This window comes from Bacteroides sp. AM41-16, from assembly GCF_003603495.1.
Classification (GTDB): Bacteria; Bacteroidota; Bacteroidia; order Bacteroidales; family Bacteroidaceae; genus Bacteroides; species Bacteroides uniformis.
Window position 1 is genome coordinate 94,451 of sequence record NZ_QTNE01000017.1, and the last position, 25,357, is coordinate 119,807.

At 47.7% G+C, this 25,357-nt stretch carries 30 protein-coding genes; 10 read left to right on the forward strand and 20 right to left on the reverse strand.

Annotation, left to right across the window (positions count from 1 at the left end; translation table 11 throughout):
• Positions 1 to 463: 463 nt before the first annotated feature.
• The 8 genes from DW896_RS14940 to DW896_RS21585 form a co-directional block, all read right to left on the reverse strand.
• Entirely contained in the window at positions 464 to 1,252 is a 789-nt protein-coding gene (locus tag DW896_RS14940) for a PRTRC system ThiF family protein (protein ID WP_005644258.1), read from the reverse strand.
• Entirely contained in the window at positions 1,249 to 1,950 is a 702-nt protein-coding gene (locus DW896_RS14945) for a prokaryotic E2 ligase family D protein (RefSeq protein WP_005644259.1), read from the reverse strand. Before DW896_RS14945 ends, DW896_RS14940 begins: the two co-directional genes overlap by 4 nt.
• Before the next feature lie 5 nt (positions 1,951 to 1,955).
• The gene (locus DW896_RS14950; protein WP_225549662.1) at positions 1,956 to 2,864 is read right to left on the reverse strand and encodes a hypothetical protein; all 909 of its coding nucleotides are present in this window, start codon (positions 2,862 to 2,864) and stop codon (positions 1,956 to 1,958) included.
• 38 nt (positions 2,865 to 2,902) lie between these two features.
• Positions 2,903 to 3,070, reverse strand: coding sequence for a hypothetical protein (locus tag DW896_RS21745; protein WP_225549661.1), 168 nt, complete (start codon positions 3,068 to 3,070; stop codon positions 2,903 to 2,905).
• A 5-nt stretch (positions 3,071 to 3,075) separates the two neighbouring features.
• On the reverse strand, positions 3,076 to 3,297 hold the full coding sequence (locus tag DW896_RS14955; protein ID WP_005644262.1) for a PRTRC system protein C: 222 nt from the start codon (positions 3,295 to 3,297) through the stop codon (positions 3,076 to 3,078).
• 4 nt (positions 3,298 to 3,301) lie between these two features.
• Positions 3,302 to 4,252, reverse strand: a complete 951-nt coding sequence (locus DW896_RS14960) for a PRTRC system protein E (RefSeq protein WP_005644266.1) — start codon at positions 4,250 to 4,252, stop codon at positions 3,302 to 3,304.
• A gap of 37 nt (positions 4,253 to 4,289) precedes the next feature.
• Complete coding sequence (locus DW896_RS14965) at positions 4,290 to 4,508, reverse strand: hypothetical protein (RefSeq protein ID WP_005644267.1); 219 nt, start codon at positions 4,506 to 4,508, stop codon at positions 4,290 to 4,292.
• A gap of 384 nt (positions 4,509 to 4,892) precedes the next feature.
• Positions 4,893 to 5,129, reverse strand: a complete 237-nt coding sequence (locus tag DW896_RS21585; protein ID WP_172986019.1) for a hypothetical protein — start codon at positions 5,127 to 5,129, stop codon at positions 4,893 to 4,895.
• A gap of 19 nt (positions 5,130 to 5,148) precedes the next feature.
• Here DW896_RS21585 and DW896_RS21590 point away from each other — a divergent pair, with 19 nt between their 5' ends.
• On the forward strand, positions 5,149 to 5,322 hold the full coding sequence (locus DW896_RS21590; RefSeq protein ID WP_173022524.1) for a hypothetical protein: 174 nt from the start codon (positions 5,149 to 5,151) through the stop codon (positions 5,320 to 5,322).
• Positions 5,323 to 5,327: 5 nt separating this feature from the next.
• Here DW896_RS21590 and DW896_RS14975 read toward each other — a convergent pair whose 3' ends face one another.
• The 3 genes from DW896_RS14975 to DW896_RS14985 form a co-directional block, all read right to left on the reverse strand.
• Positions 5,328 to 7,424, reverse strand: coding sequence for a type IA DNA topoisomerase (locus tag DW896_RS14975; RefSeq protein WP_207820225.1), 2,097 nt, complete (start codon positions 7,422 to 7,424; stop codon positions 5,328 to 5,330).
• A 98-nt stretch (positions 7,425 to 7,522) separates the two neighbouring features.
• The gene (locus DW896_RS14980; protein WP_005644272.1) at positions 7,523 to 7,789 is read right to left on the reverse strand and encodes a DUF4099 domain-containing protein; all 267 of its coding nucleotides are present in this window, start codon (positions 7,787 to 7,789) and stop codon (positions 7,523 to 7,525) included.
• Between the two features lie 42 nt (positions 7,790 to 7,831).
• Positions 7,832 to 9,592, reverse strand: coding sequence for a DUF3945 domain-containing protein (locus DW896_RS14985; protein ID WP_005644274.1), 1,761 nt, complete (start codon positions 9,590 to 9,592; stop codon positions 7,832 to 7,834).
• 946 nt (positions 9,593 to 10,538) lie between these two features.
• On the opposite strand from DW896_RS14985, the gene DW896_RS14995 reads away from it, so the two are divergent.
• The gene (locus tag DW896_RS14995) at positions 10,539 to 11,795 is read left to right on the forward strand and encodes an ATP-binding protein (RefSeq protein ID WP_005644277.1); all 1,257 of its coding nucleotides are present in this window, start codon (positions 10,539 to 10,541) and stop codon (positions 11,793 to 11,795) included.
• Between the two features lie 186 nt (positions 11,796 to 11,981).
• Here the strand turns inward: DW896_RS14995 and DW896_RS15000 are convergent, their stop codons facing one another.
• The 8 genes from DW896_RS15000 to mobA all read right to left on the reverse strand — a co-directional run bounded on the left by DW896_RS15000 (position 11,982) and on the right by mobA (position 17,884).
• Positions 11,982 to 12,272, reverse strand: coding sequence for a DUF4120 family protein (locus tag DW896_RS15000; RefSeq protein ID WP_005644280.1), 291 nt, complete (start codon positions 12,270 to 12,272; stop codon positions 11,982 to 11,984).
• Between the two features lie 11 nt (positions 12,273 to 12,283).
• A complete protein-coding gene (locus tag DW896_RS15005) occupies positions 12,284 to 12,781 on the reverse strand; it encodes a hypothetical protein (protein WP_009276708.1) in 498 nt (165 codons plus the stop codon).
• A gap of 11 nt (positions 12,782 to 12,792) precedes the next feature.
• Positions 12,793 to 13,047, reverse strand: coding sequence for a hypothetical protein (locus DW896_RS15010; protein ID WP_005644282.1), 255 nt, complete (start codon positions 13,045 to 13,047; stop codon positions 12,793 to 12,795).
• Positions 13,048 to 13,057: 10 nt separating this feature from the next.
• Entirely contained in the window at positions 13,058 to 13,324 is a 267-nt protein-coding gene (locus tag DW896_RS15015) for a hypothetical protein (RefSeq protein ID WP_009276707.1), read from the reverse strand.
• Between the two features lie 24 nt (positions 13,325 to 13,348).
• The gene (locus tag DW896_RS15020) at positions 13,349 to 13,885 is read right to left on the reverse strand and encodes a DUF4326 domain-containing protein (protein ID WP_009276706.1); all 537 of its coding nucleotides are present in this window, start codon (positions 13,883 to 13,885) and stop codon (positions 13,349 to 13,351) included.
• A 223-nt stretch (positions 13,886 to 14,108) separates the two neighbouring features.
• Positions 14,109 to 16,136: a conjugal transfer protein MobC gene (gene mobC / locus DW896_RS15025; protein WP_098032663.1), complete on the reverse strand. Its 2,028-nt coding sequence runs from the start codon at positions 16,134 to 16,136 to the stop codon at positions 14,109 to 14,111.
• A gap of 34 nt (positions 16,137 to 16,170) precedes the next feature.
• Positions 16,171 to 17,424: a conjugal transfer protein MobB gene (gene mobB / locus DW896_RS15030; protein WP_005644299.1), complete on the reverse strand. Its 1,254-nt coding sequence runs from the start codon at positions 17,422 to 17,424 to the stop codon at positions 16,171 to 16,173.
• A 1-nt stretch (position 17,425) separates the two neighbouring features.
• Positions 17,426 to 17,884 carry a conjugal transfer protein MobA gene (gene mobA, locus DW896_RS15035; protein WP_005644301.1) on the reverse strand — a complete coding sequence of 153 codons (459 nt, stop codon included), beginning with the start codon at positions 17,882 to 17,884 and terminating at the stop codon, positions 17,426 to 17,428.
• 608 nt (positions 17,885 to 18,492) lie between these two features.
• On the opposite strand from mobA, the gene DW896_RS15040 reads away from it, so the two are divergent.
• The 5 genes from DW896_RS15040 (at position 18,493) to DW896_RS15060 (ending at position 21,292) form a co-directional block, all read left to right on the forward strand.
• Positions 18,493 to 19,245: a ParA family protein gene (locus DW896_RS15040; protein WP_005644302.1), complete on the forward strand. Its 753-nt coding sequence runs from the start codon at positions 18,493 to 18,495 to the stop codon at positions 19,243 to 19,245.
• A 7-nt stretch (positions 19,246 to 19,252) separates the two neighbouring features.
• Positions 19,253 to 19,672, forward strand: coding sequence for a DUF3408 domain-containing protein (locus DW896_RS15045; protein WP_005644303.1), 420 nt, complete (start codon positions 19,253 to 19,255; stop codon positions 19,670 to 19,672).
• A gap of 2 nt (positions 19,673 to 19,674) precedes the next feature.
• Positions 19,675 to 20,463: a DUF4122 family protein gene (locus tag DW896_RS15050; RefSeq protein ID WP_005644304.1), complete on the forward strand. Its 789-nt coding sequence runs from the start codon at positions 19,675 to 19,677 to the stop codon at positions 20,461 to 20,463.
• Between the two features lie 14 nt (positions 20,464 to 20,477).
• On the forward strand, positions 20,478 to 20,732 hold the full coding sequence (locus tag DW896_RS15055) for a hypothetical protein (protein WP_230583274.1): 255 nt from the start codon (positions 20,478 to 20,480) through the stop codon (positions 20,730 to 20,732).
• A gap of 230 nt (positions 20,733 to 20,962) precedes the next feature.
• Complete coding sequence (locus DW896_RS15060) at positions 20,963 to 21,292, forward strand: hypothetical protein (RefSeq protein ID WP_008779479.1); 330 nt, start codon at positions 20,963 to 20,965, stop codon at positions 21,290 to 21,292.
• 80 nt (positions 21,293 to 21,372) lie between these two features.
• Here DW896_RS15060 and DW896_RS15065 read toward each other — a convergent pair whose 3' ends face one another.
• Positions 21,373 to 21,888, reverse strand: coding sequence for an SLOG family protein (locus tag DW896_RS15065; RefSeq protein ID WP_009276391.1), 516 nt, complete (start codon positions 21,886 to 21,888; stop codon positions 21,373 to 21,375).
• Between the two features lie 411 nt (positions 21,889 to 22,299).
• Between DW896_RS15065 and DW896_RS15070 the strand changes: the two genes are divergently transcribed.
• From DW896_RS15070 to DW896_RS15080, 3 genes are read left to right on the forward strand one after another with little or no spacing between them, the layout of a single operon-like run.
• Positions 22,300 to 22,596 carry a DUF4134 domain-containing protein gene (locus DW896_RS15070; protein ID WP_004310646.1) on the forward strand — a complete coding sequence of 99 codons (297 nt, stop codon included), beginning with the start codon at positions 22,300 to 22,302 and terminating at the stop codon, positions 22,594 to 22,596.
• Between the two features lies 1 nt (position 22,597).
• Positions 22,598 to 22,930: a DUF4133 domain-containing protein gene (locus DW896_RS15075; RefSeq protein ID WP_009276390.1), complete on the forward strand. Its 333-nt coding sequence runs from the start codon at positions 22,598 to 22,600 to the stop codon at positions 22,928 to 22,930.
• A complete protein-coding gene (locus DW896_RS15080) occupies positions 22,927 to 25,323 on the forward strand; it encodes a TraG family conjugative transposon ATPase (protein ID WP_119993483.1) in 2,397 nt (798 codons plus the stop codon). The genes DW896_RS15075 and DW896_RS15080 overlap by 4 nt, the downstream gene beginning before the upstream one ends.
• Positions 25,324 to 25,357 lie beyond the last annotated feature (34 nt).

The following is a 25,357-nucleotide window of genomic DNA, read 5'->3' on the forward strand; positions in this document are numbered from 1 at the left end:
ACAGGAAGTAATTCAAAAAACTTCAAGCTGTTATGTATATCTCCAGCTAAACTATTCTTGATTGATAAAAGACGCTTTAATTATTTTTATCTAAAGCATTGTATTGAGTAATATGACATAATAAGTAGATGTTGAAAATTAGTTTATACTATTCTTAAGAATTAGTTATACTTAAAATCACGTTATTGCACCGCATCTGCTCGCCCTGCACTCAGTCACATAGCTGAGTACAGAACAAGCAGCTACAGTACAATAACGAAATTTTAATGTATAACTAATTTCCAACATCTACTTATGATAAAGTAAAAGACCGCGTTCTGTATATTGCGTGAAGACTTGAAACGGAGTGTCAGAGCCAATGCAAAGAATATCTTGCCATATAGAAAATGGAAAACTCAAAATGGAGAGGCTGTTTCCTGAACTCTTTCCATTCAAGCGAAAGAATTTATAACTGTTGACCTGTCTATATGATTATCGGGTTCACTTTCATCGTGTCCAGGTTCAGGTACAATCCGTTATGCTCGATCACTCCGTTTCGGAACATCTTCCATAGGATGCCGCATCCGAGTTGTGCCAGTGTGGAGTTAATAAACAGGTCCTGTCTTTCCAACGCTTCAGCCAGCGAACAACTCGGGCCGGAATCGGTTTCCTTCACTCTCGCGTATTTCACCATGCGGGTGATGACTTTTAGCGAATTGACGGTTTCATAAAGTTTGGACGCCGGCTGTTTGATTTTCTTCGGTACGGTACCCAGCACGACTTGCCCCGTGGTCTGCGTGTTTCCGAAATCCATCCAGTACAAGGGGGTCTCGTAAGTGCAGTATGTCGGTTGCGGCAAAGCCCTCAACAGATTCCACAAGTCGATCCGTGACTTGATGTTATCGGTACAGGTAATCGTGATATTGGCCAGGTTGTCCCGTCTGGTATCCTTCAATACTGCCGGATAGATGTCCGCTTGCGCCTTCCAGTCATTCCCGAAAAAGTTGTTTATCCGGGTGACGAGGCATTGTGCCTTGTTCTGTCCCAGGTCGGACGGTCCGAAAAGCTGGCGACCGATGTTGGCTTCCGTCACGGTGTCGGGGTCATACAGTGTAACGAACAGTCCCGGGTGTCCGAGTCCCCTCAGAGCTGTGTCAAGACGTGCCAGGCAGGTGAGTACCTGCGACCCGGTTCCTCCCGCTCCGATCAGGTTTACCGTTACCGGATGCTGCGGACTCATCAGGTAACTGTCGGTATAATGTACTCTTTTCATGTCAGTATGTCTTTAAGTTTCATATTGTTCAACGGTTTCAACTCTTTGAGGTCGAATGGTTTGTTCCTGGCCGCTTTCGTTACTAGCACAAGGTTCGACCGGGTCGGATTTCCGTTGCCTCCCAAGTGCGAAAACTCCGTCAGCCAGAATTTCTTTTCCCAGTATTGCAGCAGGCTTTCGTATGTCAGGTTCTTTGGCAAGTCTATATTGGCAGAGCCCAGGCATACGCTGGAGCCGGTCACGTTGAAGAACGGCGCGACATATAGCAGCGTATCCTTGCCGGGCATGTCATCCTTGTAAGCATATATCCTCATCCCATGTTCCCCCGCCTCGTAAATCACTCCCGGCAGGTTGTATTCCGCATTTTCTATTTTGAGGTCGGAGCTGAAGAACATCATCCGCTTATGCGGGGGATTGTACCATACATACCGCTCGCTGCCCTTGCGTGAATCGCAATAGATCAGGTTGGACGGTACTTTTCCGTAAGGCGTGCTGCTATGCCTTTCCGAATATCCCTTTACAAGCTCGTTCATGAATTCCTGCGTTATAGGCCTGCCTTCCGCCATGTTTCCACGATCGTTTATGTCCCGTATCTCCAGAAAAAAATTCTTGTCATCCTCTGAGGCGTAGGCTATCAGTGCCGCCTTGGGGATAAGCTGGGTCTTCAAAGTTCTTGTAAGTTCGTTTGTCTCCATCATAGTGTTCAAATTATTATGTTGATGAATTTGTCCGCCCATTTGAAAAAGCGTTCCGGGTAGTCATCCATGCGGAACAGCTCTCCCGTTTCGGGAGACAGGGCGAGTGTCGTGACCGGTATGATGTCGTAGGTCTCCCTACTGTGGGAATTGTAACAATTCACGAGATAGTCCGTCACCATATCGTAACTGTCATAGATTACACGTATCTGTTGGTAGAGGTACATGGGGTGGAACTCCGGTTCCTCCTCATAAAAAGGATCGTAGCAGTATTCCATGATGCCGCGTTTCGGTGACAGGAATTGTAACCCCTCCTTCATGGCGGAAACCAGCGATCGTTCGTAGTCGTTCCGGGCTTTATACCTGTCAAGTGCCTTCGGCAGGTTCTTGTAGTAGCACTTGCGTTCCACCCTTTGGAGCAGCCTCTTTATTCTGCCGTTCTCGTAGGAGTGCAGGAGCCTCAGCCGTTTTTTCCTTTCCTCCGGGACCTCTTCCGGTACTTCCTCTGAAATCCAGGTCAGAACATATTCCGTGTCGTCCTCGTCTAGAACGGTCTGTATTCCGTTTGCCTTCATCAATTCATGGATGAACGTGATGGAGATACGCCTCAATTCCGGTCCGAGAGCCTCCACGAATTTCATCGGGAAATAATACAGTGTCAGTTTTCCCCAATGATGGGCTTTCCAGAGCTTGAACAGCAACCGTCCGTCTTGCTCTTCAATATTGACGTTCAGCCCCTCACCGACAAGGTCATCCATCTCCTCGTGCAGCCTTGCGATCCCTTCCCCGAATGTCCGGCCCGGGGTATGTACCGCCTCCTTCTCCATCAGATAGGCATATCTGAAGAAGGAGTCACGCAGAAATCCGTAGTTCTCCCGCGTGATGAGATTATGCCTTTTCCCGTCGGAATCTTCCACGACAAGACTCGGTAAAGGTTTTGGCTGAAACGTGGCGTTCAGAAAAGAGGAACGGCACCCCCCGGTGCCGTAATCCTTTCTTTCCTGTCCGTACCGTAACGGATATTGCGTACGGTCTGTCCGATGATGAGCCTTGCAAGCCGTTCCACCTGCTGTTCGTCCAATGGTACACATGATTTCTTCTGTTTTTTATTGTCCTTTCCCATTACTTTTATCCTTTTGTCCCGATGGTAGTTTTGAATTCATACACCGCCTTGTCTTCCTTGATGACCGGCCCGTGCACCGTCGCCGTGGTCAGTTCCGGATAGAAGTTCGAGTAGTAGTTCATGACCATTTCGGGGCTGTCCGACGTGTTCGGGTCATCGAGTGTGACCATCCCGTTGCCTTTCTTGAATGTGAATGAACGTGTCATTCCCTTGATTTCTAATGCCATAATATTAAATGCTTTGATAATGTGAAACATTGGGTTCTAACATGGATTGCGGAAAATCGGGATATTCCTCATAATCTTCCGGGCGGTAGGTAGGGACTTCCTGTCCCCTCTGATAGTACGGATAGAGGTCTTCGGGATTTTGCTCCTGTTCCTGCCGGTATGAAATCTGTTGTTCCGCGTATGCAGGCTGTGGAGGGAGCTGGCGGCTCATCGGCCGTTGTCCGGCGTATTGCGGCTGTGGGGGAGCCTGATGCGGTGCCGGCCTTTGCGCAGGCTGCTGTGGCGGCCACATTGTCTGCTGCTGCCCGTCAGGAATTTGTCCGCCCGCCGGTCCTGATGCCTGGGATTGCGGTGGACAGTGCGGTGCAGGCTGCAACTGTTGTGCCGTTGCTGCCGGTGGTTGTGACCGAAGCTGTTGCGGCGCAGGCGGTTCTTCCATCAGCTCGAACAGGCTTCCCCGGTTCATGGCCTTTTTCTGCTGCTCAAGCATCTCGTCAATCTTCTTCTGGTCCTGCGGCTTGGCATAAAGTCGGGCCTGTCCGAGAGCCGTCACTGCATCCTTATGGTTTCCCGCGGCAATCAGTTCCTCAGCTTTCTTGAGATGCTTCTCGTACTTCTCCCGTTTCTCTTTCTCCTCTTTCGTCTCCTTGGCCTTTGCATCCTTCGCCGCCTTGCTCTCGGAAGCGGCCTTTTCCGTCTGTGCCTCGAACTGCGCCATGTTGGTGATCAGTCCCGTAGCTTTCTGCACCGGCCGGGCGACGGCTTGCAGGAATCCGGTATCCAGTTCCTGCGGAACTCCCTTGAGGGTCAACGGGATAATGTGGTTCTGGGCTTCGTCTTTCAGCCCGTTTGACTTCGGCAGTACGGATACCGCCATTTGTCCGTTCGCTTTACGGATGACGAGTGTCAGGTCGACTCCTTCTGTCATCATCTGGTTGATTGCTGTAAAAAACATAATTATATGGATTAAAGTGTGAATAACCGTATTCTTTCTATCTGTTGAAGAACTCCGCCAGCAGCCTGTTCCGGTCAGGATGACTGCTTATCTCCAGTATCGGGTCCAGCAGTGTGGAGATGTGTACGGGTCCGCCCTTTTCCCGTGGAGGGAATTTGACGGTCGGTTCCGGGACATGGTACTTTCTTCTTGCCGGTATCGGCATTGGTATCTGTACCGGTGCCGTCGGCGGTCTTGAGATGATTGCTTGATTCATGACTTTATCATTTTAATTGTGGATACTCGGGCTTTGGCAGCCCGTTGAACTACATGGGCTTTACGGCAGACGCTTCCGGAAAGGCAAGGCTTTCGGGAAAAATACCGCAAGCCCTCCGGGCGAGGATGATTTTTCCGCGAAACCCGAAGGGTCCCGGCCTTGCCGTCCGAAAAGAAGCGTTTGCCAACTTTGCCCTGTAGTTCCCGGTCTGCCAATGGCTGTATATGCCTCTCTTTCCTTTCCGTCCCTGATCCCGTCATCCTTGTCTTCATAAAGTATGGGATACCAAAAGAGCCGTCCGTTGGGACAGCCCTGTCCTGCAAGGTGTTGCAGTGGTTTATATGCCGCATTTGTTTCATTTCCCGATATTGTATGCCGGTGGAATCAGAATACCAGGCAGCTGAGGATGCAGAAAAGTATCGCCGCCGCTACCAGAAGGCAGGCGATTTTATAGAGGAACCTGAAGAATCCCCTGAAACAGACGATGGCGACTGCCGCCCATACCGGTGAAATCCCTCTTGAATAAAGATAACTGAACATTATGAAGGCTGCGGCGGCCAGTGCCATTCTTTTTATCCATTTGCCGGTTCTCGGTTTTTCGATACATTCCTTTGCTTTCATGATCATTTGCTATTAAAAGGTGAAACATGTCATTTCCAATTTCAGGGGCCAGGATGCGGACCGCCTCCACTGGCAAGGTTTTCGGGGAAAATACCGGAGCAGGGCGAGGATGATTTTCCCCCGAAACCTGCAAGGCCCGACCTTGCAGGTGGAAACGGGCGGTTCCGCTACCTTTGCCCCGGAATTGGAATGACGGTATCATTTACCTTTCCCGCCCTTGGATTTTGGAAAAGAAAGTTTCAGGTTAAAACTTTCGTCAAAAATGATTGCCGCATCGAAAGACACCCCTTTCTTGCCCTTGAAACCCTTGATCAGTCGGGTGGAACCGGAAGAGAAAAGCTGTTCGAGATGCTGGTCCGTCAGTTCCTTGTTCAGAAAATGGCGGAACACCAGCAGTCCGCATCCTTCACGGTCGCATTTCGCGACTTTGGACTTCACCACCACGTTGCCGGTCTTGCACTTGGGGCAGGCAAGGACGCATGATGACGGCTCCGGAAATTTGAGACGCAGTATCTCGCCGGTCACTTTTCCCGTGTATTCCCTGATGGAGAGCATGAAGCTTTCCGGATCGAGGGTACGCCCCTCTATCTGTTCCAGTGCTTTTTCCCATGTGCCGGTCAGCTTCGCGTCAGCCACCATCATGTCCTTTACCGATTCATAGAGATAAAGCCCCTTTTCCGTCGGACGGATACTCTTGCCGGAACGCTCGATGTAGTCACGTTTGAGCAGGGTCGTGATGATGGCGGCACGGGTGGCAGGCGTACCGATACCCGTATCCTTCACCGCTTCGCGTGCCTGTCCGTCAGTGATTTCCTTGCCGCAGTTCTCCATAGCCGTGAGCAGGGTGGCTTCCGTATAAAGAGGTTTGGGCAATGTCTTTTTCTGTGACAGTCCATGTCCCATGACCGGTATTTCCTCACCCTCTGTAAAAGATGCTGTGCCTTCGTCTCTTTCCGGCTCGTCCTTTTCCCGGTCCTCCTTTCGGGAGAACACCGCCCGCCAGCCCGGATTGGCGATAACAGTGGAACGGGAGTGGAAGTCCAGTCCCCCGCATACGCACTCCATGAGCAGCAGTTCTTTCTCGCAAGGGGGAGAGAAGGCTTCCAGCATCCTGCCGGCTATCAGAGTATAAACCGTGGATTCCGCTTCGGACAATCCCTCAGGGACGATACCGGTGATAATCAGCGCATGGTGGTCGGTCACTTTTGCGGCATCCACGCTTCGTGTATTCAGGGCGGAAAGGTCTAAGCTCCTTCTGTACTCACGAAACTCCGGCATGGCTGTTATCTTTTCCAACAATACCGAAATGTGCGCCATGACATCCTGCGGAATATACCTGCTGCCTGTCCTCGGATATGAAACCAGTTTTTTCTCGTACAGGGACTGTGTGATGGCAAGGGTCTTGTCCACCGGAAGGTCGTAATGAATGTTACAGTCCTTCTGGAGGGCTGTCAAATCGTATAGGAGCGGAGCCTGCTGGAATATCTTCCCTCGCTTTACTTTAGTGATTGTTACCACCGATCCGGGGGTAATACTCTTGTATGCCGCTTCCGCCATATTCTTGTCCTTGAACTCCTTCGTGTGGATGAACTGCCGGTGCCCGTTGTCCCTTTTCAGCACTATATGCAACTGCCAGTATGGTGTGGAGACGAAGTTACGGTTCTCCTTGAAGCGTGCGCATATCATGGCAAGGGTCGGTGTCTGTACCCGTCCGATGGAGTTGTTCACCGAACCGGAGGCTGCCGCCAATGCGCGGCTGGCATTCATGCCCACCAGCCAATCCGCCTTCGCCCTGCTGTCCGCGGCTGCATACAGGCTGTCATATCCGGTTCCTTCCTTGAGGCTTGCCATTCCCTCACGGATGGCCTCGTCGGTAAGCGAGGAGATCCACAACCGTTTGAACGGCTTGGTACAGCCCAAATAAGAATATATCCACCGGAAGATGAGTTCCCCCTCACGTCCGGCATCGGTCGCCACGATGATGCTCTCGCATCCGGCGAGCACTTCGCCGATGACCTTGAGCTGCCTGCCGGCTGCGATGTCCGTCACCATCCCCCTGTCAGTGCGTACCTGCCGCACGACAAGACGGAACGGATCGGGAATCATCGGAAGGTCTTCGGCGGCGGTTCTCGTGTAGCCGTATGCATCCGGTAAGGCCAGTGACACCAGATGTCCCAGTGCCCATGTCACCATGTAACCGTTTCCCACTATGTAGCCGTCCTTTTTTTCTGTAGCCCCGACCACACGGGCTATGTCCTGACCGACACTCGGTTTTTCTGCTATGATTGCTATCATGATTCGGATAAAGTCAAGCCGTTTCCCGCTTGCCGGTGTGTGGTGGAACGGAAAACGGCGGTTATACATTCAGTTTACATATTATATATAAGGAGGGGCTACTGTTGTCCGAAGGGTTTGATGCCGAGGATTTCGAGCAGCGGTCCGCCGTCCTTGCGCACCAGCTGTAGCGTGGCGTCCATCACCACGTCCACACCAAGCAGCACCAGGCTGAGCCGTATCACATTCGTTTTCTCCCCCTTGAGCAACGTGTCGAGTTCTCCCGACATTTCCAGCTCGTCTTTCAATATGCCGATACCTGCCAGTTCCTCCCAGTTTACGTCCTCTACCTTGAAAGGCGTGTTGTTTTCCTTGTTCATTTCCATATTTCTTTTCTTTTAGGATTCCACATTCATTTGATTCATGCATCATGCTATACTTGCGCCTTTGGATTTCCGGCTGCCCTGTTCCTGCCTCTGTGTTTCAGCCACGACATTTCGTTGCGAGGCGTCACGCTTGCGGTCGGGGTTCTCGTTGTAGAAGTCCAGCCTGCCCTGGTTGAAGTTCGCCTTGACATACTGGGAGATGGTCTTGCCGTCATATCCCTTGATACCCTCCACCAAAACAGCCTTGCCACTCTGCAGGTCGGAACGCTGCTTGCGGGTAAGCTCCACATCCCACACCTTATCCGGAATCTTGAATTCCGCACGCTGCTCGAAACCGTCCGGAGTGCGTGAATAACTGAGCCGTCCGGTTTCCAGGTCCGCCTTGATGAACGAGGAGAACTCCTCGCCCTTGCGGTTCACCATGTCATTGAGGAAGATGGTCCTGCCCTCCCGTAGTTGTTGCTGCTCCTCGGCGGTGATTTTCACGCCATTGATCTCGTTCGGGATATAAATTTCCCGTGCGCCCTCCGGGGAGTCGGGATTGTAGCGGGTATAGGCGGGCCTGCCCGTCACCTCGTCCAGCTTGACATAGGAGGAGAATCTCTCCCCGTCCTTACGCTCCATTCCCTCCACGAAAATGGCCTTTCCGGCATTCAGGTCTTCAACCTGCTGTTTGGTCAGTTCCACGCCACCCAATGACTGGCGGTTGAAGAGCTTGTCGTTATCGAAGATATATTCGATGCCCCTGCGCTCGGCGTTGATCTGGATGTGGGCGTCGAACTCCTTTCCGTTGTTGGAAATCATACCCTCGATGAACACCTTCTTGCCTTCGCGCAGGTCGTTCTGCTCCTGCTCGGTAAGCTTTACGCCTTTAATCTCCTTCGGGATGAAGACATTTTCCGCACGCATGGCGACCACCTCATTGGTGAGCTTGTCAATGCTGACAAAAGAGGGGATGTATTCACCGCCACGTCCTTTCAGTTCCACGACACGTCCCATATTGCCTGTTTCAAGCAGATTCTTCTTGTCCTCCTCGGAGAAGATATGCCCGAAGTACGGGCGGTCAAGTTCGGGTTTCTGCCGGATACCGTGGATGCCCAGCACGATGGGACCTCCCACGGACTGCTGGAGTGACAGCCGTGCGTCGGTACGCAATACGGCAGAACCGAAATTCATGCTGATGGGCACGACCTGGTTGGTCTTGTAGCCCCTGAGCATCTGGTCAAGGAGTCCGCGTTCCTGAAGATACTCGCGGGACAGCCCGTATTTCTTCAGTTCCTCCCAGTTGATCATGGATTCATTGTAGCGGTATTTCGGCTGCTGCGCGGTTTCCGGAGCGGCCTGTTGCTGTGTCTCAGTTTTTTTTGCCATTTCTTCTTGATTTTGATGGTTTATACTTTGGTTTTCTTTGGAGCGGGGAACAATCTCGTATTTCTTTAGAAATTCCTCCACCGCGTCTGATTTTCTGCCTGCGGCAAGATCCTCGATTGCCTGTCTGACTTCCGGGTTGTCCAGCGCATTCTCCTTGACGGAAAGGATGCCGAAACGAGTCGGGTCTTTCAACTGGCTCCAAAAGTTCTTCAGGAAATTCTCGAACATGCTGGCATATCGGTCAATTTTCAGGAAAGAGTTCCGGTGTTTTTTGTCTGCCGAAACCGTCTTGTACCTGCCGTTCTTGTCGATGTCGGATATTGCCTGTAGAAGCAGTTCCATCTTGTCGAGGATAAACACGATGTCGCTCAGCTGGGCGTTCTCGGTGACTTGCGTTTTTGGGGGTTCGTCCCTTACATTTTTCTTTGCCATAACTGTAATTTTTAGGGTTTATAACTGTTGTTGTCACCGCAAATATATAGTCATAAATTTGATAAATCACTATTTCTCAATGCGTTATACTATCTGTTTCATCGGATGTCATCACGTTTCACCGCAGAGGGAGAAAACGCAAGGCGGAAAAAAGGAAGAATCAAGGATAAAAGTGTGAGAAACGTACCGGGTCCGATAAAAGAAGAGAGAGAAATACGCGAAGGGAAAGCCAAAAACAAAAAAGGCGGAACGGGAAAATGGGAAAGGGTAGAAAAGCCGCAAACGACACGAAGCCGATAAAGAGAAACTGTATTATGCAGAGTGGAGAGCGAGCTGTCTTTAGTCCCCGCTTCCTTCTGTTACTCCATAGGACTGGATGAGAATTTACGTGCGGTTGATGTTGACAGCATAATCCATTAGGACATCAGGTGTCGGCAAAATACCGCCGCCGGATTGTATCTTGGTTTTGTCCTATGCGTCGTAGGTCGCTTCGCTTGCTAAGTCCCGGAACGTTTCTCCAACTCGGACGGCGATACCGGAACGTTTTTTCGGGTGAAAAATTACCGAAGGGAATTTTTTGCCCGAAAACCGCAGGCCTGAACGTAGAAGGTATCGTCCCTCCGAGTTATCTTCTTAAAGGGACTTGACAAGTGAAGCGTGGCTTATGATGGATTTTTATAGAGAAATATGGAAAAATGTACCTTTAGCCCAAGAAAATTGCAATCATTTCGCAGAAGTAATCAGAAAGTGATTACTCTTGCAGAACGATAATACATGAAAAAATGTTTTTGTTCACTCATCTATAGATGTTCATTTTTAATGAATGCGAGCAAATAATGAACATGGATTCGCTTATATCCGCCTTCTATTGGAGAAAATTGGTCTTTTACCCATTTTTCTCCAATAAAATAACCGTAATACTGATAATTTTCACTACTTTTGCAACATGATTATACCAAGGGATAAATATTTGCAAGAGCTAAGAAGTGTGATGCACAACGGAATGATTAAGATTATTACCGGTGTACGCCGTTGTGGAAAATCTTATCTTCTATTTGAATTATTCAAACAATCATTACTTGAAAACGGTGTGAATGAAGAGCACATTATTCAAGTTGATTTGGAAGACCGACGTAATAAACACCTCAGAGAGCCGGACAGATTATTGGATCACATCGATGGACATATCACAGATAACGATATGTATTACATACTATTGGATGAAATACAACTTGTTCCTGAGTTTGAAGATGTACTCAACAGCTATCTGAAAATTAAAAATACAGACGTATATGTAACAGGAAGCAATAGCCGAATGTTGTCCAGTGATGTAAAAACAGAATTTCGTGGTCGAGGGTATGAAATCAGAGTCCATCCACTGAGTTTTTCGGAATTTCTCAAGGCAGGACAGTACACAAATGAACTTTCTGCCCTACAGGATTATATGATTTATGGAGGAATGCCACAAGTCGTATCTTTTTCAAAGAAAACAGAAAAAGAAAATTATCTAAAATCCTTGTTTCAAGGAACTTATATACGCGATATAAAAGAGCGTTACAATATTAGGAACGATGATGATTTGAGTGAACTTATAGATATTATTGCTTCCAACATAGGCTGCTTGACCAATCCGACAAACCTTGAAAATACATTCAAGTCCGTAAAAGGTCATAGTATTTCAGATACAACCATACAGAGTTATCTTGGAATGTTACAAGATGCCTTTATGTTGGAAAAAGCCATTCGATATGACATCAAAGGAAAGCATTACATCAACACGCCTTCAAAATATTATTTTGAAGATGTCGGACTACGTAATGCCCGTCTGAATTACCGTCAAATTGATGGGGGTCATCTTATGGAAAATATCATATATAACGAACTGCGTATCAGAGGGTATTCGATTGATGTAGGGCAAGTGGAAGTGAGAATAACAAATGATGATGGAAAGAAAATGCGAAAACTACTGGAAGTTGATTTCATTTGCAATAGTGGGGATAAACGTGTGTACATACAATCAGCACTTGATATGCCCACTCAAGAAAAAATTGACCAGGAAACCAATTCCCTTCGTCATATCAAAGATGGATTCCCTAAAATAGTCATTGTGGGAGGTTTGACCCCTTCTCATGTGAATACAGATGGCATATCAATCATTAATATAATAGATTTCCTTAAAGATACAGAAGGAAATCTATTATGAATCCACCATAATATGTAGCATAATAGTGTGTAAAAATAGTAAGGACAATGTGCATAATGCACCCAAAATATAAATCCACCCCTGCTACAAATAGCTGTAACAGGGGTGGTTTTATCAGAAAGGGAGTTTTGACTTTACCTGCACCGTTTTTCACGCAATTGCAGATTAACTTGTGGTATAAAAATTTTATGTATGTATGCTCCAGCCGTGAAATGGTTCCATCATTACGGCAAAAGACTCATCCGGTCTGCCGTGATAGAGCAATCCACCCACAATGCCGTTTCTTCCATCCGGTGTCCTTTCCGCAAATCCGAATGAATACGGAGCGAAATCGTAATACAGTTCAATTTCATACCTGCCGCCAGAGTTCTTCTCCCATTGTTTGAGGCGTTCAATGCAATTCTGAAAGGTTGTGTCACCAATACTTTTGGCGTATTCCGCCACCTTGTCGTAGTGTTCCTGACATTTGATTTTCATATCCGGTAATTTTAAGTTGTTTGTAGCAATTCTTCGTATATTCCGAAATCGAGGCATCCGGCAACAGTAAAATCCTCCCCATCTTTGTCCGTCAATGATTTCAAGTCTTCCAGACTATTGCAGTAGAAGAATATCTCGTCATCCTTTTCCGTGTCGGATTCCATAGCCAAAGCGATCCTTACTTCTACTGTTTCCAGTGTGTCACACCATCTGATGACACAGTCCGCATAATGAGGTTCACATCCTTGCTCACTGTAGAACTTCAGATAAAGACCTCCTATTTCCTGTCTGACTTCATCGGGCTTTTTCCATGTACTGTCATCCACGATTTCAAAGCCTATTCCTTCAACCAACAGGCACGTGCCATTGTCATTGACCATCATGGTGCGCTTGCCGATATGTTTTTCTCGTATTTCCGCCCAATCTGGCAAGTCCCAACGTTCTACAGTCCAGATTCCACGGTAATTTTCCGGGATGGCATTGTATTCACTCAATATTATCTTTTTCATTTCAAATCGGTTTATGCTGTTATAAAAGTCACTTCATACGTTTTACATGGTTTCCCAAAGGCCGGGTAAGCATCAAACTCTCTGTATGCTTCCCAATCCACCGACATGGTATATCCGTTCGGAAAATTTTCACCGATGAATCGGGTTATCAGATCCTTGTCTTCATCGGTAAGGAACAATTCTTCTTCAATGCCGTACTCCAATGCAAAAATCGCCCATTCGGGAATGTTGTTCCAAACGAGCGGTGTATTATTGTTTTCCTTCATACTTTCAAGTTTATTGCGGTGATACCAGCAGTCTTTGGATGATGCCGTCAAGTTCCGTTTCCCATTTGTCCGTACCGTTAAGGAGAGACGGGTAAGTCAACTGTTGCCATTGCCGGTAGTCGAAGAGTTTCATCCGGAGCGGATAATAATCAAAAAGTTTCCGTCCTTCGGAGAATATTCTCAGGTGATTGACACCTACTTCCATCAGTTTCAGACCGTAATGGTCGATAATCTCATGAAATCTATTCATCGGTGTGAAATTGCTTCTTTTCCTCATAATTCATTTGTCATTATAATTCGTTCAACAATACATTTTATACAAATCGGTATCTGACAGCGTACACAACTCTTCATCCGTACAGTAACCGTCAATCTCTTCGCTGGCTTCCATTGCCTCATATATACCGTTACGCATATCGTTTGCCAGTTCATTCCGCAGGCTCTCCACTGACACCCTGAATATATGGTTGCCGGCATCTATTTCCCTGACGGGATAGACACATCCTTTCCAATGGATTTGCCCGATGACGATTGCTTCATTCGCATTTTCAGCCATCCAGTCCAGGTATTCTTTAATGATATCCCCATGACAAGGATCCGGTTTGCAGAAACATCCCAATGTCTTGCCCTGCAAATTCCCGATCCGCTTGCGGAACTCTTTATCCGTACTCAGGCGATGATAAAAGTATTTCCTGTATCGGCCAAGCGTACTGCCTTTTGCCATCGTTGCTTCCAGTCTGAACGGATTCCCGAAATAACCGTCCTTGCCATATCCAGCCCTGCCAATGTACACGTCACAGGTTTCCTTGCGGATATTGACCACTCTTGTTCTGCCCATAGCCATATTTCTTTTATTCAGTTAAACATTCACCGGCTCGTGAGCCGATATTTTATTTCTTGCCTGCATCACTGTCCCGTGCCGGATTGTGCAAGGCTTTCCGGAAAAATACCGCAAGCGGAGCGCGGAAGATTTTTGCGGAAACCCGTAAGGGCTTGGCCTTGCTCAATCCAGGCGGGCACGGGACTACCTTTGCAGGCTGAAATAAAAAAGCGGACTTGTTCTATTCGTCTTTTTTATCATCTTCCTTCTGCGGAATCAGGTGTTTCAGATCCGGATCATTGGCTATCCTTGCCATCTCTTCCTCAATGATCTGCAGTACGTCAGCCTTGATGCGTGAATAGTTGCGGTCTATCTGTTGCTGCATGATGTCGTTGCCGTCCTCGTCCTTGAACTCGTTGATGACGGGTATCTTCTTGTAGGCTTTTGTTTCCGCCGCCACTTTTTCACTGTCGACAATAATCCGCGCATGGAAAATCTTCTGTTCTATCTCTTCTCCGAAATTGTCCGCCACGCTGCCCACGAATGTTCCCTGCGAGAGATTGGCTATTTTGGATGCCGGTATCAGAGAATCCAACTGCGTGTTGATGGAGGTGGATGTATCCTGCCGGTTGATGGAGATGGATTGCCTTTGTTGCAGGATTTTACCGAACCGCTCGGAAAGGCTCTTTGCGGTTTCACCTACCACTTGGCCGCTGAATATATTGCCGACCGTATTTTGGATTACCTTCGCCTCTTTTTCACCGTAGTCACGGGTCAGCTGGGAGAAATCCTGGAAGCCGAGACAGACTGCCACTTTGTTGCTTCGGGCGGTGGCTATCAGATTGTCAATACCCCGAAAATATATCGTGGGTAGCTCATCTATGATGATGGAGGATTTCAACTGTCCTTTCTTGTTTACCAGTTTCACTATACGGGAATTATACAGACCGAGAGCCGCCGAGTAGATATTCTGCCTGTCCGGATTATTTCCCACACATAGGATTTTCGGATGTTCAGGATTATTCAAATCCAACGTGAAGTCATCGCCTGTCATGACCCAATAAAGCTGCGGTGAAATCATCCTCGAAAGCGGGATTTTAGCACTCGCTATCTGGCCCTGCAACTGATCTTGTGCTCCGCCCTGCCAGGCATCCATAAAGGGGGAAAGATAGTTTTCGAGGGACGGGTAAGAGGTGAGAATCGTGAAAATATCAGCATACGGCTTGTTAAGGAATTCTATCGCGTGAGGGAAGGTACAATACTTGCCGTCCTTGTAAATTCGCAGATACCAGATGATTGCCGCGAGCAGGATAATCGGTGATTCCACGAAAAAATCACCCTGCTTCTGTATCCAGGTCTTGTTCAAATTGAGCATTATCGTGTAGGCACTTTCATAAGCATCGGAAATATCCGCCATGAACTTGGGATTGATAGGATTACAGCGGTGGCTGCGCCTCGGATCGTCAAAATTAATGACATAGAACTCCGGTCTTACCTTGTAATGCTCCTTGTGCTTAAGCAAATGGTTGTATGCAATTTCGGACAAATCCGGAAATTTGTAATCATAAATATACATGGCAAAGGATTTCTCAATCTGCTGTTTTATGTAATTGTTTACCACTGCATAGCTTTTCCCCGAACCGGGCGTTCCCAGTACGATGGACGCACGAAAAACGTTTACAACGTTGATCCATCCGTCCCATTCCTTGCCCTGATAGACAAACTTCGTGGGCAAGTTGACGGAATACTCGTTCTCCATAAGCCTTGTTTCCTGTATGAAACTCTCGTTGGCAGTATTGAAGACATCTTCCATAAGGTTATGTTTCAGCATACGACTGATCCACATACCCGACATCAAGAGAAGGATATATCCTGCGGTAAGTGTTACCGTATATATGACAGCGTTGGCCGTCGGGCTGAATGGCAGGTCAAGCATCCACCAGTTCATGAAAAACAGCACCAATCCCGAAAGGAAAGCGGCGTATATCCTGCCCCATGTCATCTCCTGATTTTTCACTCCTTGGGTACCCAGGCATGAGAGGGCAAGGAATATGACGGCAAATACTTTCGTTATAAGCAGGTTGCTGAACAGTCCTGCCGTCCGTTGGAAATTGAGCAGTATCCTGTCGACCACACCTATATTTATACCCATATCCACAAATGACCGGTAGCAGAACCAGTACACGTGAATGACAATAAACACAATGGAGATAGCTCGCATGAATTCCATGACTTTGGCCAGTCCTCTCAAATCATCTTCCTGTTGCATAATGAACTAATTTTAATATTAGAAAAATCGGTAATTAGGAAATTCCGCGTGAGCGGCGTTTCTTCTTCTTTTTACGTTGCAGTCTTCGGGCAAGAGCCTCTTCCTGTGGGTCGGGACCGTTCTGTTCCATGGCGAATATACCGAAAGCCTGTTCGATGGCGCTTTCCATATCGGAGGAGAATCCGCTTTGCAGACCGATGTCCGGCATGTGAGCATCCACATTGGGGATGTTGTCAGGATTATTGAAGAGCCGTTCAAAGGCATTCGCCGAGAACTCCTTGCCAAGTCGGGAGCCGTTATAGACCTCGCGGTTCTTGTGGTCGATGAAGGTCGCTCCATAGATGCGTCCTTCATCGTTTTCACGGAACAGCGCGTCTATGCCTTTGTCGGCAAGCAGACGGACAAATTCCTCTCTGTTGCCACGGCAGCCGTGCATGGCAAGGGTAATCTCGTTCCGTATCTTCGGTTGCCATTTTTTTGCTTTATACTCGCGGGCGTTGTAACCGATACGTTTTTCCAACCCTTCGTAACCGTAGCGTTTACCGATAAGGGAAGACTTGATGGGTGTGCATACCGGTTTTCCCGTATCATCTGTCATGATATAGACGATACCGTTATAGGGTACTTCACCAAATTCGCCTTTCACTTGCTTCGCCTCGATATTGAAACAGGAAAGCAACGCGCTGTATTCTCCGAAAGACTGGTAACGGTAGGTACCGAATACGCTCTTGACGATATTGGATACCTGTTTCTTCACGTCACCGCTTTGGTAGTCCGCTTTTTTGAGATACGGTTCCAGCAGTTCCTTCCGCTTGTCTTCCACCTGTTTCAGGCCGAACTTCCGTTCCAGTTCCCGGCAGGCTTTCATCGAGCGGTTCCACTCGTAGGCATCGTCAATCTTTTCCCCTTTCTCGTTCACGCAAGTGGATACGATATGGATGTGCCTGCGGCTGATGTCCTCGTGTACATATACGATGTAGGGCTGGTCGCCATATCCCATCTTCTGCATATACTCTTTGGCGAGGTCGGCAAATTGGCTGTCTGTCAGCCGGTCATCCAATGAGGGGTTTAACGAGATGTGCAGTACGGGCTTCTCCGTGTTCTTGTTGGCAAGCAGGTAATTCTCGAACGCCCATATCGTCTGCCGCATGACCTGTTCAGGATTGCCCGTGACATCGGTAATCATGCGGTTCTCGTAAATGATACGTGCCGTGGCATCATCCACTTTCTGCTGGTTATAGACGATTGCCCCGTAAAGGGAAACGCCTCTGTTGATTTTCGCCACCATATCATCCTTCCTCCCTTTTCCTTTTGATAAGGTAGGCTTCTTCAAACTCGTGGGTAAGCATAATAATCCGCTTGCTCAGCACTACCAGGTCTATGGTCGCCTTTTCTAGATTTCGGAGCAGGGCATATGCCCGTTTTTCCCCGAAATTGGTCTTGACCGCCTTGACCGTCTGGTTGTAATTGTTGCCGATACCCTGGAACTGGTGGTAGAAATTGGTCAGGCGGATGTAGTAGTCCATCGTTGCCTTATCGATTTTAACCACCTTGATTTCGTGTCCGAAAAGCATCGCCTTGATAAATTTTGAATGTTCTTTCAATCCGGATTTCTGGAACTGGATGTTGAAACGCCCGTTTTCTTCCGAGTTCAACCGTACTACATAACGGTGCACGGCAGGGTCGGATTTTGGCTTCCGCCCCACACCTTTTGTCGATTTTTTCTTTCTGTTTTCTTCCATACGCATTGATGTTTCCTGTTTCTGATTTTCCGTCCCGGATTCACGACTTTGGAGTGAATCCCTCCCGAGCCGTCAGGCGAGCGGCAAGTTGTTTTGAGTGCCCGAATTTATTTCGGGTGCCTCAAAACACAACTTGCTATGTTCGCTTGAACATGAATTTTCCTTCGTCAAATTAAGTTTTGACCTTCAGCCTCATTCTTCGGCTTCGGGAAACCTCCGCAGCGGTATCCGTTCCGTTGTCGGTGCAAAGTTATGGCGGTTTATCCTGTTGTAAAATAGCGGGTTATATGTAACGTGATGACAAATGATGACACAGGTCGTCACCTCCCTTAAAACATAGTGCAGGTATGAAAAAATACCCTTTTATTTGCAGCGTAAACGGTAAAACAAACCAATAATCAAGTGACTGTCCGTTGTATTGTCGGTTAGCGAAAACACTTGTTGCAACAGGTGGGCAGTAATTGTTTACTTGCTTTGTTAGGGCAGATAACTATCGGTTGGTCGGTTTGCCGGTTGGTGAGCACAAAGTAACCATATCACTAACAAACCTTGTCACAAAGCAAACAACAGACAAGTAAAACAATAGTGTAATAAACCATTAAAAAAGTTCAGTTATGAAGAAGAATCCGTTATTCGTTGCGGTCAGCAACCAGAAAGGTGGGGTCGGCAAAAGTACAATGTTGGTAACACTTGCCAGTCTCCTGAATTATTCGATGGGCAAGAATGTGGCTATCGTTGATTGTGACGCCACCCAGCGCAGCCTGTTCAATCTGAGGGAACGGGACATGGAGATGGTGGAGATAAACAAAAAGTACATGGTGTTGCTGGAGGAACAGAGGCTCAGGGGATGCAGGATTTATCCTATCAGGCAGGCAAAGCCGGAGAATGCACGCCAGGTGGCCGGAGAGTTGGCGGCAAAAGCAGATTTTGATATCGTTTTCATAGATTTGCCGGGGTCTATGGACATATCCGGCGTTTTGCAGACCATTTTCAATGTGGATTATGTATTGACCCCCATTGCCGCTGACAATTTCGTTATGGACAGCAGTTTTGTCTTTGCCAAAAGTGTTATGAAGTGTGCGGAAAACCGGAAGAACATTCCCTTGAAAGACGTGTTCCTGTTCTGGACCAAGGTCAAGAAAAGAAGCAATACCGAAGTGCTTGACAATTATATGGCACTGATGAAGAAACAGGGGTTGAAAATTCTGGATTCAATGATTCCCGATCTCTGTCGCTATGACAAGGAACTCTCATCCCGGACCCGCACCTATTTCCGATGTTCACTCCTTCCCCCGCCGGCAGGACAGCTTAAAGGCAGCGGATTGCAGGAACTGGCAAACGAACTGATTGTAAAATTTAACCTGTAATTGAGATATGGCAAAGAAAATTGTAAAAGTGAATGAAGAAAAAATCAGGGGGTATATGGTCGGTGACATTCCTGATGCCATCGAGAACGAGGATATCATAGTGGTTGAGGTTCCGGAAGAGGAAAACAATGAAAGGCAGGATACGGAAAAAGAAACTGCCCGGAAAAATCCCAAACCTTGCAATATGCCCGAATGTGACAGTAACTTTCGTCAGAAGTATCTGGTGAATACCCCCATGCCCGGACGCATCCAGGTATACCTGAACCGCAAGCTGTACGACGAGATAAAGAATTATCTCCATGTGATAGCTCCCGAAGTAAGTATTGCGAGCTATATCAGTAACATCATCGCCGAGCATATAGAACTCAACATCGAGGAAATCACCCGAATGTATAAAGACCGTTTTTCACCCCCTAAAATTCAATAGTCATGGAAACAACATTAATTTATTTTTCAGTAAAAGTCCTGTCGGCAACCTACATATTATATAAGGTATGGATGTTCATTTTCAGTCCGAAAGTTTATAATTTTTGGGATAGTCAGCTTCGTCATATGCGTATTGCACGTATCCGGTTATGGAAATCACGCAAAAAGCGGATGGCGGAAAAAGCAAGGAAAGCCCGGTATAGGGCAAGACTGGACAAGGCTGAAGCGTGGATCGCACAAGCGGAGAAGGATATCCTTAAAGTCGGGCATGAAGAGAAAACCGAAACGCAGCCGAATCCACTGGACGAGTACAATGAAGTTATCGGAAAGACAAAAATAGTCTATCTTGAAGACCCGGACGTGGCGAGAAAAACTCCCACACGTTCTGAACCTATGAAGAAAGAGCCTATAGAGGAAGATGAGGATATAGATCCGGATGATGTGATAGATGGTTTCTCTTCACAAAAGGGACTGACAGAATCGGAAAAACGGGAACTTATGTCAAATGACGGGTGTGTTCCTGACCCGGATTTTTCAAGGGCACTGACTTTTGAAGAACTGAACAATGTCGCTGATGTACTTATTTCGGGGACGGATGACAGAAAGAAAATCCGAAATGCAGCCGAAACCTTGTACCAACTTCAGGATACAGACCTGTTCAGGTTCTTTGCAACCGAATTGAGTACTCAAAGCCAATTGGAAAAACTGCTCAAGGAAAATATGCCAAATGGAAAAGAGACGCCAAAACAGTCTTTGGAACAGATTAGAATTGATTGGAATAAATACATGTAAATATGGGATCGAATGTGAAAAACAAAAAACAACAAGCAATGCCGAAGTCAGAAGCAGAATCTTTCGGCATAAAAAGAAATCCTGCAATTCGTGCCCCACGCATCTATCTATCTGAAGAAGAAATCATCAGAATTATGCGGAAAGAAGCCGCTATTAAAAAGAAGATAGGAAATCTTATTGATAGTATGCTTTGTGATGACTCACAAATTTCAGAAATGGATAATACAAAAAATAAGACAGAAGCATTCGATATAGATGAATTCGTTTAATTGTTTCTTTTTGCTGTCATAGTTTCAGAAGGCATGTCGATGTGATATCGGTGTGCCTTTTCCTGTTTTTGGAGATTTATATATCCAAACTGTCTCTTTTTGTTTCCATCGTCATATTAAATTTCTGCCAATATTGGCACTTATATATTATGGACTATAAGATAATGCTGACAAATAGGTATTTAAGAGAAATCAATGCAAAAACTCTATCTTTGCAAAAAAAATGAACGATGGCAATGACAAAAGCGATATTAGAAAAATGGCTGGTGGCGCAGAAGCGTCACCGCCTTTCAGACAGGCAGGTGCAGATGGCCCGTGAATTGGGTCTGAATCCCGACAAGCTCGGCAAGATAGATAACCACCGGCAGGAGGTGTGGAAAACCCCGCTTCCGCAGTTTATCGAGGATATCTACTTCAAGCGGTTCAAACGGGAAGAGCCGGAAACGGTCAAGCCCTTAAAGCAGATTATGGCTGAAATGGAGGTCAAGAAGAAGCAACAGAAAGCGAAGAAGGAGGAACGGAGGAAACAGCGTGCCCTCTCTTCCGGTTCTGAGGAATAGATAATATAATATACAAGAAGCGAAGTGTGAAGGCCGATCGGCTTTCACACTTCGCTTTTCCATTCCAATACAGACAGCCGCTATTTCATCCTTTCATAAAGATTGATGACCGGCTTGCCGCTTTCCAACGCCTTGCTCACCGTGTAGAATGTTCCCCCTTTCGGCACAAGATCCCAATAGGCTATGACTGTATCTGCTTTACGCACCATGTATTCATCCCTGCGAAGGTAACATCCCTTGTGGTAATTCTCGGAAACCATGACCACCCGGTCCATCCTTTCCAACAGACGGGCATACAACAGCCGGTCTTCCGCTTCAAACCACAAGGGCTGTTTCCGAAAAGGTACTGCCGCTATGAGCTTGATACCTTCGTATCTCTCCCTGACCTGCAAGACCGCCTCCGCAGCAGTCATATTAAATCCGCTGGCCATCCCGGTGTAGTATTCCTTGTATCCCTGCCCGTACAGTTCTATTACCATTCCAGCCACAGCTTCCCTGATTTGTGCAAGTATCCGGGGATCGTTTCCGAACCCTTGCAGAATACGTTCCTTACGGTGTCCCGTGAAAGCCACTGTCTGATTGTTTCTTGTTTCCATGTTATCTTCTGTTTTTTGTTTTACATATATCCATTCAAACCGAACGGTATTTTATTTCCTGAAGGCTTTTCCGCCCCGGTTCGGAATCCCGCAAGGCTTGCCGTGAAAAAATACCGCAAGCGCAGCGAGGATGATTATTTCACGGCAACCAGCCCGCAGGGCCGCCTTGCCGGGCTTCTCAGGACACGGGGCTACCTTTGCCGGAAGAAATGAAATGCCGCTTTCTCCTTATCCTGTTTTTACTGTTTCATATTGCCAGGAAAACCCTTTTTGAATGATTGAAAATTCCCTGCCGATGTAACGTAATGTCATACGGTGTCACATATCGTACAGTTTGTAAATCAATAAATTAAGCATTATATATTCGCAGTCGAAATCATTTTTTGTCTCACTAATTAAAAGTTTCGACACATGAAAAAAAGATTCTTTTTGGCAGCCATGACGCTGCTGGTTTCAATGGGGGCATCCGCCCAGGGCAACGGTATCGGTGGAATTACGGAAGCTACCAATATGGTCACTTCGTATTTCGATCCCGGCACCAAGTTGATTTACGCTATCGGTGCCGTTATCGGCCTTATCGGAGGCGTGAAGGTCTATTCCAAGTTCTCGTCAGGCGACCCGGACACCTCAAAGACTGCCGCCAGCTGGTTCGGTGCGTGTATCTTCCTGATTGTCGCTGCCACCATCTTACGCTCATTCTTCCTGTAATATGGCGGAATTCAATGTCAACAAGGGGATTGGGCGCAGCCCGGAGTTCAAGGGACTCAAGAGCCAGTACCTGTTCATCTTTGCGGGAGGATTGCTCGCGTTGTTCGTAATCTTCGTCGTCATGTACATGGCAGGTATCAACCAGTGGGTCTGCATCGGTTTCGGGGTCGTTTCCGCATCGGTGCTGGTCTGGGGCACTTTCAGGATGAATTCGAAATACGGTGAATGGGGCCTTATGAAACTCCATGCGCTGCGCAGCCATCCCCGCTACATCATCAGCCGGAGAAAGTTCCTCCGGTTGTTTTCTCCAACCATTAAAAACAGAAAAGCATGAAAAACGTAATGAAAACAGCCACGCTGGAAAGCAAGTTTCCGCTGTTGGCCGTGGAGAACGGCTGCATCATCAGCAAGGATGCGGACATCACCGTGGCATACCGGGTGGAACTGCCGGAACTGTTCACGCTGACACGTGCCGAGTACGAGTCCATGCACTCCACCTGGGCAAAAGCGGTAAAGATCTTGCCGAACTACAGCATCGTACACAAGCAGGACTTCTTCATCGAAGAGGGATATAAGCCGGATATCTGCAAGGAAGACCTGAGCTTTCTGAGCCGCAGTTTCGAACGCCATTTCAACGAGCGGCCGTATTTGCAGCATACCTGTTACCTGTTCCTTACGAAAACCACGAAGGAACACAGCCGGACAACCAGCAGTTTCAATGCACTTACAAGGGGATTCATTATCCCCAAGGAAATGCAGGACAAGGAAACCGTCACCCGGTTCATGGAGTGCTGCGGACAATTCGAACGCATCGTAAACGACAGCGGCCTGCTACGTATCATCCGCCTGACGGATGAGGAGATCATCGGGAGCAACAATTCCGCCGGCATCATCGAGAAGTATTTTTCCATGTCGCAGGAAGATGCTACCTGCTTGCAGGATCTGTCACTCGGTGCCGGAGAAATGAAGGTGGGCGACAACTACCTGTGCCTTCATACGCTTTCCGATCCGGAAGACCTGCCGTCGAACGTGTCAACCGATTGCCGGTATGAAAGGCTCTCGACAGACCGGAGCGACTGCCGGCTGTCCTTTGCCGCACCGATAGGCATCCTGCTTACCTGCAACCATGTGGTGAACCAGTATCTCTTCATTGATGATTCGGCTGAAATTCTCAGGAAATTCGAGCAGACCGCACGGAACATGCACTCGCTTTCCCGTTACAGCCGTTCCAACCAGATCAACCGCGAATGGATTGAGGAGTACCTGAACGAGGCACACAGCAAAGGGCTGGTTTCCATCCGTGCGCACTGCAATGTCATGGCATGGAGCGATGACCGGGAAAAGTTGAAGCGCATCAAGAACGATGTGGGCAGCCAGCTGGCGTTGATGGAAGCCAAACCGCGCCACAACACGGTGGATGTACCGACCCTCTTCTGGGCGGCAATACCCGGCAATGCCGGAGATTTCCCGTCCGAGGAGAGTTTCCACACCTTTATCGAGCAGGCCCTGTGCCTGTTCATCGGGGAAACCTCCTACAAGGACTCGCTCTCCCCGTTCGGCATCCGTATGGTGGACCGCCTGACCGGAAAACCCGTCCATCTGGATATTTCCGACCTGCCGATGAAGAACGGCACAATCACGAACCGGAACAAATTCATCCTCGGACCTTCGGGCAGCGGGAAATCTTTTTTCACCAACCACATGGTACGCCAGTATTACGAGCAGGGTGCGCATGTGCTGTTGGTGGATACCGGAAACTCCTATCAGGGACTGTGCAGCCTTATCCATGCCAGGACACACGGCGAGGACGGGATTTATTTTACTTATGAAGAAAAAGATCCGATAGCTTTCAATCCTTTTTACGTGGAAGACGGGATTTTCGATATCGAGAAGAAAGAATCCATCAAGACGCTTATCCTTACCCTGTGGAAGCGTGACGACGAGCCGCCGACACGTGCCGAGGAGGTGGCGCTATCCAATGCGGTCAATCTCTTTCTGGAGAAAATCCGCAGGGACAGCAGCATAAAACCCTCCTTCGATACCTTCTATGAGTTTATCCGTGACGAGTATCAGGATATCCTGAAAGAGAAGCGAACCCGTGAGAAGGATTTTGACGTGTGGGGATTCCTGAATGTGTTGGAACCTTATTACAAGGGTGGCGAGTATGACTTCCTGTTGAATTCCGACAGACAGCTTGATTTGCTTGGCAAACGGTTTATTGTCTTCGAGCTGGACAATATCCGTGACAACAAGGTGCTACTTCCGATTGTCACCATCATCATCATGGAGACTTTTATCAGCAAGATGCGCAAGTTGAAAGGTATCCGGAAAATAATCCTTATCGAAGAGTGCTGGAAGGCATTGGCATCCGCCAATATGAGCAACTATATCCGCTACCTTTTCAAGACCGTCCGAAAGTTTTTCGGAGAGGCCGTGGTCGTGACCCAGGAAGTGGAGGACATCATTTCTTCTCCGATTGTCAAGGGCACCATCATTAATAATAGTGACTGTAAGATTCTCCTTGACCAGCGCAAGTATATGAACAAGTTCGATGAGATCCAGACCTTGCTCGGACTGACGGAGAAGGAAAAGTCCCAGATACTCTCCATCAACATGGCGAACAATCCTTCAAGATTGTATAAAGAAGTTTGGATCGGCTTGGGCGGCACGCTGTCGGCGGTCTATGCCACAGAAGTAAGCGCGGAAGAGTATGCGGTGCGCCCGTAAAGGGAATTTGACGAATGTCGCTTTGGCAAGCGAC

What these genes read in the sequence shown, in the direction of transcription:
- mobB (WP_005644299.1), bottom strand. Translation starts at nt 17,424, where the DNA reads ATGGTGGCGAAAATCAACAGAGGCGTTTCCCTTTACGGGGCAATCGTC.
- DW896_RS15015 (WP_009276707.1), bottom strand. Translation starts at nt 13,324, where the DNA reads ATGAGGAAAAGAAGCAATTTCACACCGATGAATAGATTTCATGAGATT.
- mobA (WP_005644301.1), bottom strand. Translation starts at nt 17,884, where the DNA reads ATGCGTATGGAAGAAAACAGAAAGAAAAAATCGACAAAAGGTGTGGGG.
- DW896_RS15075 (WP_009276390.1), top strand. Translation starts at nt 22,598, where the DNA reads ATGGCGGAATTCAATGTCAACAAGGGGATTGGGCGCAGCCCGGAGTTC.
- DW896_RS21745 (WP_225549661.1), bottom strand. Translation starts at nt 3,070, where the DNA reads ATGGGAAAGGACAATAAAAAACAGAAGAAATCATGTGTACCATTGGAC.
- DW896_RS14980 (WP_005644272.1), bottom strand. Translation starts at nt 7,789, where the DNA reads ATGGAAATGAACAAGGAAAACAACACGCCTTTCAAGGTAGAGGACGTA.
- DW896_RS15065 (WP_009276391.1), bottom strand. Translation starts at nt 21,888, where the DNA reads ATGGAAACAAGAAACAATCAGACAGTGGCTTTCACGGGACACCGTAAG.
- DW896_RS14995 (WP_005644277.1), top strand. Translation starts at nt 10,539, where the DNA reads ATGATTATACCAAGGGATAAATATTTGCAAGAGCTAAGAAGTGTGATG.
- DW896_RS14960 (WP_005644266.1), bottom strand. Translation starts at nt 4,252, where the DNA reads ATGTTTTTTACAGCAATCAACCAGATGATGACAGAAGGAGTCGACCTG.
- DW896_RS15000 (WP_005644280.1), bottom strand. Translation starts at nt 12,272, where the DNA reads ATGAAAATCAAATGTCAGGAACACTACGACAAGGTGGCGGAATACGCC.
- DW896_RS15005 (WP_009276708.1), bottom strand. Translation starts at nt 12,781, where the DNA reads ATGAAAAAGATAATATTGAGTGAATACAATGCCATCCCGGAAAATTAC.
- mobC (WP_098032663.1), bottom strand. Translation starts at nt 16,136, where the DNA reads ATGCAACAGGAAGATGATTTGAGAGGACTGGCCAAAGTCATGGAATTC.
- DW896_RS15010 (WP_005644282.1), bottom strand. Translation starts at nt 13,047, where the DNA reads ATGAAGGAAAACAATAATACACCGCTCGTTTGGAACAACATTCCCGAA.
- DW896_RS14965 (WP_005644267.1), bottom strand. Translation starts at nt 4,508, where the DNA reads ATGAATCAAGCAATCATCTCAAGACCGCCGACGGCACCGGTACAGATA.
- DW896_RS15060 (WP_008779479.1), top strand. Translation starts at nt 20,963, where the DNA reads ATGGCAATGACAAAAGCGATATTAGAAAAATGGCTGGTGGCGCAGAAG.
- DW896_RS15045 (WP_005644303.1), top strand. Translation starts at nt 19,253, where the DNA reads ATGGCAAAGAAAATTGTAAAAGTGAATGAAGAAAAAATCAGGGGGTAT.
- DW896_RS15020 (WP_009276706.1), bottom strand. Translation starts at nt 13,885, where the DNA reads ATGGGCAGAACAAGAGTGGTCAATATCCGCAAGGAAACCTGTGACGTG.
- DW896_RS15040 (WP_005644302.1), top strand. Translation starts at nt 18,493, where the DNA reads ATGAAGAAGAATCCGTTATTCGTTGCGGTCAGCAACCAGAAAGGTGGG.
- DW896_RS15050 (WP_005644304.1), top strand. Translation starts at nt 19,675, where the DNA reads ATGGAAACAACATTAATTTATTTTTCAGTAAAAGTCCTGTCGGCAACC.
- DW896_RS21585 (WP_172986019.1), bottom strand. Translation starts at nt 5,129, where the DNA reads ATGAAAGCAAAGGAATGTATCGAAAAACCGAGAACCGGCAAATGGATA.
- DW896_RS15080 (WP_119993483.1), top strand. Translation starts at nt 22,927, where the DNA reads ATGAAAAACGTAATGAAAACAGCCACGCTGGAAAGCAAGTTTCCGCTG.
- DW896_RS15070 (WP_004310646.1), top strand. Translation starts at nt 22,300, where the DNA reads ATGAAAAAAAGATTCTTTTTGGCAGCCATGACGCTGCTGGTTTCAATG.
- DW896_RS14955 (WP_005644262.1), bottom strand. Translation starts at nt 3,297, where the DNA reads ATGGCATTAGAAATCAAGGGAATGACACGTTCATTCACATTCAAGAAA.
- DW896_RS14975 (WP_207820225.1), bottom strand. Translation starts at nt 7,424, where the DNA reads ATGATAGCAATCATAGCAGAAAAACCGAGTGTCGGTCAGGACATAGCC.
- DW896_RS14945 (WP_005644259.1), bottom strand. Translation starts at nt 1,950, where the DNA reads ATGATGGAGACAAACGAACTTACAAGAACTTTGAAGACCCAGCTTATC.
- DW896_RS14985 (WP_005644274.1), bottom strand. Translation starts at nt 9,592, where the DNA reads ATGGCAAAGAAAAATGTAAGGGACGAACCCCCAAAAACGCAAGTCACC.
- DW896_RS14940 (WP_005644258.1), bottom strand. Translation starts at nt 1,252, where the DNA reads ATGAAAAGAGTACATTATACCGACAGTTACCTGATGAGTCCGCAGCAT.